Below are 11,733 nucleotides of genomic sequence, written 5' to 3' on the forward strand. Positions count from 1 at the left end.
AATAAATGCAAAATTGTACTGAACATCTCCGACGACGACGGACCTGCCCGCGAACTTCTGTTCGTAGGGCTGCTAGTCTGTGTGTCGCAATGGTTTGTTCAGTTACCTGAATTTCAGGTGAACCTGCACTAAGCAAAGACATCAGCTAGCACTGTGTCTTTGAATAACTAAGGTTACAGCCATAATTGGCTGGTGCTACTGCAGGATCTACCATGTGTGACTACGCGATTACTCTCCAAGCCCCTGAAGATGAACAACATATTGATCCCTTGTTGGATCTCGCCTTTGGCCAAAGTCGGATCTCTCGCCCGTCCTATATGTTGCGTGCGGGTGTCGCACCGATAGAAGATCTTTGTTTCTCCGTTAAATCGTCAAATGGCGAGTTTCTTGCCACACTCAGGTTTTGGCCAGTCTCAATTGGTGACGAAAAAGCTACCCTACTTGGACCATTGGCTGTTCAGCCAAGTCTACAAGGTCAAGGTATTGGTAAGGCGCTTGTCTCACATGGATTAGCGCGTGCTAAAAAATTGGGATACAGACTTTGTTTTGTGGTCGGGGAGCAGTTTTACTATGGACCTTACGGCTTCAAGCTTGGTCACCCTCTAGGCTATGACATGCCTGTTCCGGTAAGTGCTGATAAGTTTCAGGTTATCGCTCTTCAAGATGATGAGTTCTCAAACTTGCCAAAAGGAGTGATGCAGCCGTGGTTGGGGACGGTTACAAGTGCTGAAGTAAAGGAAGCTTAACGGCCCTCGCGATACCACGCGCCAAAAGCAGTTAAGAGTAGTAAACACAGGTAGACCCATGACGGCAATAAAGCTCTTCTACTGTCGCCCGTAATACGCTCTGCCTTTCTCGCCCTTAGGCCGGCCCAATCTTGACCATGAACAGTGCCTTTACCATGAACGAGGCGAAGTTTTGGCATTTGTGAGCTATGAAGAGAAAATAGTCCGCCACCACTTTCTTCAATGATAGGGCGGAGTAAATTCGGGTCGGTTAGAACTTTTTGGTGTTCTGGTCCACTAAGAGCCTGGTGAATGACGACGGTATGTGTGGTGTCGCTAATTGTATAAATACCAGGTTCTGGGGTGGAGAGGGTTGCCTGGGATGCTCCGTCAGATCCTGGCGTTAAAGTGAGCGTAGATATTTCACCGGATGGCTTCTTAATGGTGATGGGTATATCTGCATTGGATAAGCTTTGCCGGGTAATGGTCAGTTGATCGTTGCTAAGGCTTGCTTTTAGCGTTTCTTCGTCTAATTCAGGTTCTTTCATGAGCCAGTGGACCAGGCGGCGAATCAACTCTGTCTGTGGTCCTCCTCCCTCTATATTTCGACCCCAAAGCCAAATATGATCGCTTGTGAATTGAGCAACTCTCCCTTTATCAAAATGATCCAGGATTAATAAAGGCTGCTCTCGGCTGCCCGTCATGATCGTTGAGCCACTAAGTGTGTCGGTATCTACTTGGCGAAACCAACGCCCCCAACTCGGTTGTTCTTCCAAGCTAATATTTGCCTTTGGAAGGTGTGATGTAACTGGGTGGCGAAGCCCTAGTTCTGTAACGATGGGGAAAAAGGGAACTTTACTTACTGTACCCAGAGGCTCTGCAGGAAGCAGGTTGCCAAGGGATGTATTGTAAAGAGAAGAGGGGGTGGCGTATCCGGGGCCACCGACTTCGAGTAGAGCGCTACCTTGTTCTACATAGCGAACGATGTTGGTCAGGTAGTGGCTTGGAAGGAAGCCCTGGCGCTGGTATTGATCAAAAATGATAAGGTCGAATTCAGCTAATTTGACTTCAAACAGCTCGTGAATGGGGAAAGCAATGAGGGAAAGCTCCCTTATTGGGGTGCCATCTTGTTTTGCTGGATGGCGGAGAATAGTAAAATGGATGAGATCAACGGATGGATCAGCCTTTAGAATGTTACGCCAGGCACGTTCGCCTGAATGTGGTTCGCCAGATATCAATAATACCTTTAGGCGATCCCGGACACCGTTGGTGTCAAAGCTAACCTGATTATTAAGAGTTGTAATCTCACCTTTGAGTTCTTCCACGGAAATGTCAAAAGTGGTTTTGCCACGATTTTCGATCACCAGCTCTTGTTTATAAAGCTGATTAATAGGTACCTTTATTTCAGCGATCTCCTCGCCGTTTTGTCTAATAATCACGCCCGCCGGAGGAGATCTCTCGGTTTTGTTTTCGTCGACAACTCGAAAGGTTAATTCGATCTTTTGATCTATGATTCCAAAGGCTGGAGCTTGCTCTATTACAATCCGTCGATCTTGTCTGCTTTCATCCCCTGCTAACAAAAGATGTAGAGGAAGGCCTTCTGGGAGATTTGTTTGTTCCAGGGATTCCGGCACATCGTGAATTTGGCCCTCTGTAATTAAGAATACTCCAGAAAGGCGTTCTTTTTCTTCGGCAGTAAGGTTGAGGCTTTCAAACAACTTCGTGCCTTCTTCGCCACTTCCGTTAATGTTTACGGTTTTCAATACGAGGTCTGATCGATTGCTAATTTGCTCGTGCAGTGAGGTCAGTGCATCTGCTGCTTGGCTTTTCCTCTGTTCGTAGTTCATGGAAGGGCTGTTATCAATGACCGCCATAACCAGTTCAGGTAAGGGTTCACTGGTTTTTTGGTGAAGAGTGGGGTTGCCTAGGAATACTGCAATAATCAGCATAAATACACTGCGGAACTCTCCCCCTTTACTTCTTAGCAAAACAAGAGAAAGGAGCGATAACGCAGCTATTCCTAGGATAATGTAAATAATTGACAGGGGAAGAAGAGGAGCCCATTCGATGTCATAGTTTGATATCATTGACCCAACCTCTCAAGGATGTGGGGAATGTGAACTTGATCTTCTTTGTAGTTGCCAGTTAAGGCATACATAACAAGGTTGATACCAAATCGATAAGAGAGTTCGCGTTGGCGTTCTCCTCCCCGGATCATAGCATAAAGCGGCCTTCCTTCCGCAGTTACGGCCCAAGCCCTTGCCCAATCATTTGAACCCACAAGAATACGTGCAACGCCATCGTTTCGATATCGATCGGTACGTTCTGCCCAAAATTCTCGATTGTTATTCCGACCTGGAAAACTTTCTAGCAGGTAAAAAGAACGGGTAATAACGTGACCAGATGGGATGGGTTCCAATTCGGGGATGGTTAAGTCATCAGTGAGACGTTGAAGGTATTGGGAATTGCCTATTGATCCGATGGCTGAATTAAGGGAACTGGAGGCTTCACGAAGGTCAAAAAGGATTAATCCACCGTTGTGAATGTATTGATTAACTTGTCTACGCGCTCTGGCCGTAAGTGTTTCCTGGGTATTTGTAATTGGCCAGTAAAGGATGGGATAAGGAGCTAATTGATCTCGGTCCAGATCTATGCCAGTCACCTGAACATTTTCGACAGCAGTGCGCCTGTGCAGCTGGAGGGATAAACCTGCAAGGCCAGAGTGACTGTCTCGATCAACCTTCACATTCCCGGTAACGATATAGGCTAGATGGGTGTTCAGTGTTGCTTCAATACCTTTGCTATCCAATAATTCTACCTGATTTTGGGCGTAAGAGTGATCAGGTGTAGTCGCTAGTACCAAGCTCGAGATAAATAAAACGAGGGGGGCTGGGCGGCTGGTGGATAAATTAGACAATGTTCCTCTGAGCCAAAGGGTTATGGCCTGGTCGAGTAAAAAGAGAATGAGAGCGATTAGTAGCAGGGGAACTTGAAGAGGATTTTCCTTTTTGGTTCCATAAGTGTGTCGTTCAAGAAAATCCATTTTATTGAATTGGTATGGGCTAAGATTGCCTGCCAAATTAAGCGCTTTCTCTCGATCATTCTCACCATAGTATCCAGGAGGTGTGTGTGGGGCTGGATGAACTTGAGAACTAACTTCTGGTTGGTTTACAGGAATCTTCAGGTTGTTGTCTTGAAGGGGGATCAGGGTACCATAGGCATCTAGCAACTCTCGGATAGGGAGCTCTCTATTGTCGTCATCAAGGGCCTGAACTCCTTTTCCGAACTGCAATATGCGTTGAAGGATTTTGACAAAAGATCCCGAGAGAGAAAGGTTAGACCACCTTGTGTTGGCAGAAGTGTGGATGAGAACAATGTGGCCTTCTCCTGTTTCTTTGGCTGTTATTAAGGGTGTGCCATCCTTAAGTCGTGCCCAAGTGTGATGATCAAGCTCAGAAGTGGGTTGAGCCAAAAGCTGTCCAGATACCGTGACCTCTTTTGGTATTTGTAATCCATGCAGGGGACTGCCTTTGGCAAATTCCTCAATACCAAGAGGTTGTTCCCATGTCAGACTGCCCGTGAGGTTCCTGTAGCCACTTCTCAAGGGGATAGGGAGTAAATTGTCCCGCTGATCAGCCAGGTTTGGCCCTGCAAAGCGAAGTAATAGGCCACCATTCTCTATCCATTTAGTCAAAGCGGCTTCATCTGATGGTGGAATGGCTTCATTATCAGTAATGATAATCGTGGAAAGTTCTCTTGAAAGTAATTGGTTAAGGGATCCGTATCTAACATCTGTGAAAAGACTCAAGGCGCGTTGGAGGTAATAATGTTCTCCAAGTAGCGATTTATTGTCTTGTTGCCCACTCGAGGTTAACAAACCGACGGGGAAACGACGGTCAGTCATATCCATGAGGTAAGTCGTCGATGCTAAATTTTGCCCTGCAACGGTAATTTTTTGTACTCTGTTATGAAGCTCATTAGGGAGTGAGAGTAAGGCTGTGCCGGATGACTGCTCAGCTTCAAGTTTTAATTGCTCGGAGGCAAGAACTTCATTTTTTGCAGAAAGGGCCGTAAGTGTACGTGAATTTTCCTCAAGTTTACCAACGCGGTTGAGAGTGACTTTGATGCCGTTGTAATCAGAGTTTAACTTGCTAATCCACAAGGGGAGAGAAGTGGGGTGTGGGGAATAGTAAATGACTTCGCCAAAACTCTTTATAAAACGTTCCAGATTCTCGGACTGCTCTGTTTGGGTCATGCCGTTAGATAGCCAAACAATGCGTAAGGGCAAATTATCTGGTATTTGATCGGATACAGATTTTAAAGCTGATATAGGATCAGATTCCCAACTCCGTACGGTCGGAAGCTCTTGTAAATAAGAGAGCAAGCTTTCAGGAGATTTAAATCCACTGAAGTTAAATTTATTCTTGGATTCTGGCGCGGTAGAAAGGATGGCACTGGTTACATCCCGCCCTTTGTTTCGCTCAAGAAGAGACGTAAGCGTCTGAAGTTGTTTGTCCCGACTGCTTGATGACGCCCAGTCATTATCCAAAAGGATTAGTGTATTGAGGTTGCTTTCAGATCTTTTTTCAGGGGCATAAACAGGCTCTGCCAATGCCAAAATAACGAAAAGAAGAATTAATAATCTTAAAACAATTAGCCACCATGCGGTTTTTTGAGGTTTTGAAGTCGCGCCTTTTAATCCAAACAATAGCCGTAAAGCAGGAAAGGTTATGAGACGAGGGGAGGGGGGAGTGATCCGTAGAAGTATCCATACCAGGGGAAAACTCAGCAAGCCAAGTAGAAGCCAGGGATTAAGGAAGCCGATAATTCCCAGTTCAAGCATGGTGTTCTCCAGGCTCGTTCAAACGAACTTTAGTATCTTCTGACGCCATGGGTCTATCGGAGAGGCTTTGACGGCCGGAAATGCTTTGGTAGAGGGCAAGTAGAGTTGATTCGGGGGATTGATCTGTTCTGTGAGTTAAATGCTGCCACCCCCACCTTTGAACCATAGTGTTCAGGTCCTGGTTATGTGCTCTTATCCGGTCAATGTATGTATCACGGATTGAATCTACGTCTGAATGCAGGAGTTCAGTATCGCCAAAGGGTTGTTGGAATTTAACTCTGCCACTGTAAGGCAAATTCATTTCGGCAGGATCGAGTATCTGAACGAGCCAGACTTTCAGTTTTTGGCTTGCCAGGAATTGGAAAACCTTTCTCTGTTCTGAAAGAGGCGTCAAAAAATCAGATATGCAGACCAAAGCCGAATTTTGCGGAAGGTGATGCCCTGAGGGAAGTTCGCCTGACGCGTGATCGTTGTTTTCAAGTTGGCGCGCAATTGTATAGAGGTTTTTGCGTGAATTAGAGGGAGCAGTTTGTCCCCCGACCAAAGCGACTTTTTCTCCCCCCTTAATGAGGAGGTGAGTTAGTGCTAGGCCAAGAACTGAAGCGCGGTGTTTCTTTGTGACATCAGACCATTGAGACGACCAGTCCATACCTGGTCCCCCGCCAGCCCAAATCCAGAGACTTTGAGCCGATTCTCGTTCTTTTTGCCGAATGAATATTCCAGAGTTATCCCGCGTGGTTTGTGATTTTGCTGAGCGGCGCCAGTCGATAGTTCTGGGAGAATCTCCTGGAGTGTAACGACGGTACTGCCAAAATTCATCGCCCTGTCCGGCATGCCTTCTGCCATGAATACCTTGTAAAATAGTTGAAGCTACTCGATTTGCCTCAATCAACAGAGCCGGCAAGGTCGAAGCTAATTTTTCAGCATGTGTTTCGAGTGTTGAGATCGGTTTGGTCATTTCAAAACCGTTAGTTAAGTGGTGCGATCAGGCGGTTTATTACTTTCGTTAAGGTTACACCCTCTGCACGGGCGGTAAAATCGAGATGAATTCGGTGCCGCAAGACGGGTGGAGCAAGAGCTATGACATCGTCCAAAGAAGGGCTTAGGCGTCCCTGTAATAGGCATCTCGCTTTACTGGCCATCAACAGGGCCTGACTTGCGCGTGGTCCCGGGCCCCAGGCTACAAACTGTTTTATGAATTCATCCTCAGAATCTTCCGGGCGACCGCTGCGCACCAGAGATAAAATGCCTTCAAGCACATCTTCTCCAACGGGTATTTCTTTGACGAGTTTTTGCGCTGCAAGTAACTCCTGTGCCGTCAATACGATTTCAGCTTCGGGCTCTACCGTGCCAGTAGTCGCGAGTAACATCTGTCGTTCTGCGTCGATATCAGGATAGCCGACATAAATTTCTAGCAGAAAACGATCCAGTTGGGCTTCTGGAAGAGGATAAGTGCCTTCTTGCTCAAGTGGATTTTGTGTGGCCAGGACATGAAAGGGAGAAGGGAGTTTATGGCTATGGCCAGCAACAGTAACGGTGTGTTCTTGCATGGCCTGAAGAAGTGCTGATTGTGTCCGTGGACTAGCCCTGTTTATCTCGTCCGCCATTAAAAGCTGAGAGAAGACAGGGCCGTGGATAAAACGGAATGACCTGCGGCCACTTGCATCTTCTTCAAGAACTTCAGCGCCGATAATGTCAGAAGGCATCAAATCTGGCGTACACTGTATACGCTTTTCCTGCATACCAAATACAATGCCGAGGTTTTCGACAAGGCGTGTTTTAGCAAGACCTGGAGCCCCGACCAGAAGAGCGTGTCCACCAGCAAGTAAAGTAATCAAAACCTGTTCGATAACTTCTTCTTGCCCAAAGATAACCTTGCCTAGATTTTCATTAAGGTGGGTGAGACGTTCACACAACAAATCGGCCTGTTTGGCTAAATCTAGTGAAGACGCTGTATCAAGGCCGGTATCTTCAGTGTTCATCTTGTATCCCCTCTCGATGTATCCGTAGGGTAAATTTCGTAATTCTCTGGCAAATATTCATGATTTTCAGATCATTGCCCGATTATACCCTATGATAGTATACATGACTTCTGCGACACGTATGTTAACGCTTTGGATATAATGAACAGAAAGGCCATTTCTGAATAGTGCTGATGCGAACAAACTAAAGTGATAATGAGCGAACAAGGCCAAGAGATGACGAGCGGTAATAATAACACATCGAACGAAAAAGAACTGGAAGCGGCTGTAAATAGCCTTCCGCTTACCAGTGAAGTTGATATGCGGATCGCAAGGGATGGTCAGTGGTATCACGATGGTGGGCTTATCAGTCGTATGCCTTTGGTTCGTTTGTTTTCTACTGTTTTGCAGAGAGACCCCAATGGTGTTTTTTGGCTGGTGACGCCGGTTGAAAAGGCAATTATTACTGTTGAGGATGCGCCTTTCGTGATTGTTGAGATGAAAGATGAAGGTCAGGGTAAGGATCAAAGGATCTCATTTCGTAATAATGTAGATACCTGGATTGATCTTGATGGCGAGCATCCGATTCGAATTGAATATAAACATGAAAATGGCGATCCCTCTCCCTATGTATTGATAAGAGAAGGGCTCGAGGGGCGTTTATTACGTTCTGTTTATTATCAGCTTATTGATCTGGCTGTAGAGCAAAACAATCAGATCGGCGTTTGGAGTAAAGGTACGTTTCATGTATTGGGAAGTCTTGAGTAGGTTATGACCATCTGGGAATCACAATGGACCGTAAAGCGTCTGACAGCCTTGTTTAAAAGAGAGCGACTGAATTCAATATCAGACGATGAGCAGGTGCGCGGTGATCATGATTTAAACCCTGGTTTACTTGATCTCCCTCTTGATCGGCAGAGAATTCCCGCCGCTGTAATTGTTCCCTTGGTGGATCGACCCGAAGGTTACTCTGTGCTTTTGACCAAACGAACAGATCATCTGCACGACCATGCAGGGCAGGTTAGCTTTCCTGGAGGGCGAGTTGATCCGGGTGATAAAGATCACAATGATGCTGCCTTGCGAGAGTTAGAAGAAGAAGTGGGGCTACCCCGAGAGCACGTGACCCTCATTGGACGGCTGGATACATATCTTACCCGTACTGGTTTCGATATCACACCTGTGGTGGGCTTAATCGAACCGCCGTTCCCTGTAAATCCAGATAACTTTGAAGTGGCAGAGGTTTTTGAAGTGCCTCTCAACTTTTTCTTGAAGCCTGAAAACTGTCAGAGGCACAGCCGGGAATTCGAAGGCCATAATCGGGATTATTATGCTTATCCCTATGAAAACTACTTTATATGGGGTGCGACGGCTGGGATGATAAAGAACCTTTGTGATGTCATAACTTCGCCCTCAATTGATACGACCAAGCAAGTGGGAAATTATTGATGCTGACCCGATTTCTACTGATTATTTTACCCGTCATTTTACCGTTCGCCCTTTACCTTGGTTATTATCTTCTAACACGCGGGTCACGAACCGATGCCGACGGTGAAATGACCGAGGAAGAACTGCCCTGGGTCGAACGCGGTCCCTGGGCTTGGTTGTTCTTTTCCGGCGTGTTGCTTTCAGGAATAGCGATGGCAATTTACTTTGCTAACACAGGGCCAGCCCCTGGCGATAGTTTGGTGCGTCCAAGTTATAATGCTCCTGTTATTGAGGACACCGACACAGACTCATGACCGATACCGATCAGCTTGCCGGTACTTATCAGCTTGCCGGTACTTATCAGCTTGAAAGCCAGCCCTGGATGGAAGAGGCTGAAACCCGTCGCGTAATGGAAGCCCTGGGTGAACAAGGCCAAGACGTACGTTTTGTTGGCGGGTGCGTCAGAGATGCCTTGGTCGGGCGTGATATCAAAGATATTGATATTGCAACACCTGACCTCCCTGAAAAAGTAATCACTCTATTAGAAGATGCTGGTATTAAAGCTATTCCAACGGGAATAGATCACGGCACTATTACAGCCGTTTGTAATCATAAGGTCTTTGAAATCACGACACTTCGTCTAGATGTCGAAACCCATGGTCGACACGCGACCGTGGCCTTTACAGATGACTGGGTTGAAGATGCTGCCCGCCGTGATCTAACAATGAATGCTTTATCATGCCGTTTGGATGGAAAAGTTTTTGACCCGTTTGGTGGTGTAAAAGATCTTAGAGAAAAGCATATTCGTTTTGTTGGCGATGCGATTACCCGCATCGAGGAAGATGCCTTAAGGCTTCTACGTTTTTTTCGTTTTCAAGCCTGGTACGGTGGCGATGATATTGATGCTGTTGGACTTGAGGCAGCCAGAGAAAAGTCAGGCTTAATTAAAGGGTTGTCAGCAGAACGTATTCACAGTGAAATCATGCGGTTATTGGCTGCGCCAAACCCTGAGCCCGTTCTGAGATGTATGTTGGAAAATGAAATCTTTGCTGCTTTCCTTCCCGAAGTTGTAACGACAGATGTTTTTGCCAGTTTTCTCAAGGTAGAGGGAAGGTGTGATCCTCTTGTCCGCCTTGTTGCTCTTACGATGAATGAGACAATGGCAGGACCCAAGAATACGGTTATCACCATTCCAGAACGATTGCGCTTCTCCACAGCTGAAAAACAACACTTTTTGTCTCTTGTGAACTCTCCCTATGAAATAAACTCTAATATTGATGACGCCAATTTTCGGGAAACGACCTATCGCATTGGCGCTGGATTAGTCTCTGATTTGTTGCGGTTAAATATGGCAAGATCAGGGATAGATTTTAGTGATCAGGCCGCCTTACAACTGGCAAACAAGATCGAAAACTGGCGCCCTGTTTTCTTTCCCTTGCAGGGGCGGGACCTGATTAAGGCAGGTTTGAAACCTGGACCACAGATGGGGCGAGTCTTAAAGAGCACAGAGCAGTGGTGGATTGGACAAGCCTTCAAGCCAGCTTTGGAAGATTGCATTGCCTACGCACTAAAGCTTTAAACTCATAATTTCGGGAATATTAGTTAAGCTTCTCAAGCTATTCTTAAGAGTAATATTTGGTATCGGATAATTCTCCGCCCAAATTGATCATCCGCTTGAATTTGAGCCCGATTTTTTCCAGAACCCGGGCGGAACCTATATTCTCGGGGCCAGTAATGCCAACAACTTGGGGGATCTTTAAAGTCTGTCTGGCATAGTTGAGCGTGGCTGCAGCTGACTCAACTGCGTAACCCTTAGACCAGTACTTTGGGAGGAAGGCGTACCCAATATCAGGATGATCAAGCCCGTCTCGTTTGAGTAATCCACACAGGCCAATCGGCGTTTTTTCGTCTTTCAGTTCTGTAAGGTAAAGACCAAATCCGTGCTGTTGGTAGCTTTCTACCGGGCCCCTATTAATGTATTCACAGGCATGGTCGATTGTTCTGACGCCTTTGTCGACAATGTTTTCGATAAAGGAAGGTTCGTTCAATAACTCGAGGATAAAGGGCGCATCATCTTCACACAATTCACGTAACCTGAGGCGGTCAGTTAGTAAAATCGTGGCGGGTGTGCTCGATGACATGTTGGTCCCTTATGAAGAAGCTGTGTTCTTTATGCTTTAATTTAATCCGGTAAACCCCCGGCTATGCCGGGGGACTCTCAATGGTTTGACCGTTCCCACGGTCTTACATTTCTTTGTTTATTGACCAAAATAACAAAGGAATTAGCCGATGAGAGATTACAAAAGCCTTGCACATACGAGATGGGATTGTAAATACCACGTGGTTTTCATCCCTAAACGCAGGAAAAAAGTTATCTATGGCAACCTACGTCAGTATCTTGGTGAAATTTTCCATGAACTGGCCGGGCATCGCGAAAGTAAGATTGAGGAGGGCCATTTGATGCCGGATCACATTCACATGTGTATCAGCATACCGCCCAAACATGCTGTTTCAAAAGTCGTTGGATACCTAAAAGGAAAAAGCGCGATTGCCATAGCTCGAAAATTCAAAAATAAAGCACGGAATTTCAAGGGTGAAAATTTTTGGGCCCGTGGATATTTCGTCTCAACTGTAGGGCTCGATGAACAGATGGTGAGGGAGTATATCAGAACGCAAGAAGAGCGTGATAAGTACTTTGACCAAATGGATATATTCAATCCATAACCGCTTTAGCGGTTCCCAATTTGCCCCTTTAAGGGGCTCACCCGCTTAAGCCCCC

Annotated in this window: 11 protein-coding genes; 6 read left to right on the forward strand and 5 right to left on the reverse strand. The window is 46.2% G+C overall.

The annotated features are described in order from the left end of the window. The first annotated feature begins 185 nt into the window (after positions 1 to 185). A complete protein-coding gene (locus ACOGW3_RS15270; protein ID WP_419903770.1) occupies positions 186 to 746 on the forward strand; it encodes a GNAT family N-acetyltransferase in 561 nt (186 codons plus the stop codon). Here the strand turns inward: ACOGW3_RS15270 and ACOGW3_RS15275 are convergent. Genes ACOGW3_RS15275 through ACOGW3_RS15290 form a run of 4 tightly spaced genes read right to left on the reverse strand, consistent with a single transcriptional unit; the run spans position 743 to position 7,550 of the window. Then, entirely contained in the window at positions 743 to 2,812 is a 2,070-nt protein-coding gene (locus ACOGW3_RS15275; RefSeq protein WP_419903771.1) for a hypothetical protein, read from the reverse strand. The genes ACOGW3_RS15270 and ACOGW3_RS15275 overlap by 4 nt on opposite strands. Then, positions 2,809 to 5,568, reverse strand: coding sequence for a DUF4159 domain-containing protein (locus ACOGW3_RS15280; protein WP_419903772.1), 2,760 nt, complete (start codon positions 5,566 to 5,568; stop codon positions 2,809 to 2,811). Before ACOGW3_RS15280 ends, ACOGW3_RS15275 begins: the two co-directional genes overlap by 4 nt. Then, on the reverse strand, positions 5,561 to 6,526 hold the full coding sequence (locus ACOGW3_RS15285; protein ID WP_419903773.1) for a DUF58 domain-containing protein: 966 nt from the start codon (positions 6,524 to 6,526) through the stop codon (positions 5,561 to 5,563). Before ACOGW3_RS15285 ends, ACOGW3_RS15280 begins: the two co-directional genes overlap by 8 nt. Before the next feature lie 10 nt (positions 6,527 to 6,536). After that, a complete protein-coding gene (locus ACOGW3_RS15290) occupies positions 6,537 to 7,550 on the reverse strand; it encodes an AAA family ATPase (RefSeq protein ID WP_419903774.1) in 1,014 nt (337 codons plus the stop codon). A gap of 195 nt (positions 7,551 to 7,745) precedes the next feature. On the opposite strand from ACOGW3_RS15290, the gene ACOGW3_RS15295 reads away from it, so the two are divergent. The 4 genes from ACOGW3_RS15295 to ACOGW3_RS15310 are packed head-to-tail and all read left to right on the forward strand — an operon-like array spanning position 7,746 to position 10,533. Continuing rightward, positions 7,746 to 8,297, forward strand: a complete 552-nt coding sequence (locus tag ACOGW3_RS15295; protein ID WP_419903775.1) for a DUF1285 domain-containing protein — start codon at positions 7,746 to 7,748, stop codon at positions 8,295 to 8,297. Between the two features lie 3 nt (positions 8,298 to 8,300). Further along, positions 8,301 to 8,975: a CoA pyrophosphatase gene (locus tag ACOGW3_RS15300; RefSeq protein WP_419903776.1), complete on the forward strand. Its 675-nt coding sequence runs from the start codon at positions 8,301 to 8,303 to the stop codon at positions 8,973 to 8,975. Then, the gene (locus ACOGW3_RS15305; RefSeq protein ID WP_419903777.1) at positions 8,975 to 9,268 is read left to right on the forward strand and encodes a hypothetical protein; all 294 of its coding nucleotides are present in this window, start codon (positions 8,975 to 8,977) and stop codon (positions 9,266 to 9,268) included. Before ACOGW3_RS15300 ends, ACOGW3_RS15305 begins: the two co-directional genes overlap by 1 nt. Then, a complete protein-coding gene (locus ACOGW3_RS15310) occupies positions 9,265 to 10,533 on the forward strand; it encodes a CCA tRNA nucleotidyltransferase (protein WP_419903778.1) in 1,269 nt (422 codons plus the stop codon). Before ACOGW3_RS15305 ends, ACOGW3_RS15310 begins: the two co-directional genes overlap by 4 nt. Positions 10,534 to 10,576: 43 nt before the next feature. On the opposite strand, the gene ACOGW3_RS15315 is transcribed toward ACOGW3_RS15310, so the two are convergent. Further along, positions 10,577 to 11,095 carry a GNAT family N-acetyltransferase gene (locus tag ACOGW3_RS15315; protein ID WP_419903779.1) on the reverse strand — a complete coding sequence of 173 codons (519 nt, stop codon included), beginning with the start codon at positions 11,093 to 11,095 and terminating at the stop codon, positions 10,577 to 10,579. Positions 11,096 to 11,243: 148 nt separating this feature from the next. On the opposite strand from ACOGW3_RS15315, the gene tnpA reads away from it, so the two are divergent. After that, complete coding sequence (gene tnpA / locus ACOGW3_RS15320) at positions 11,244 to 11,678, forward strand: IS200/IS605 family transposase (protein ID WP_419901075.1); 435 nt, start codon at positions 11,244 to 11,246, stop codon at positions 11,676 to 11,678. Positions 11,679 to 11,733 lie beyond the last annotated feature (55 nt).

The sequence above is a fragment of the Kiloniella sp. genome (assembly GCF_965205715.1).
GTDB lineage: Bacteria > Pseudomonadota > Alphaproteobacteria > Kiloniellales > Kiloniellaceae > Kiloniella.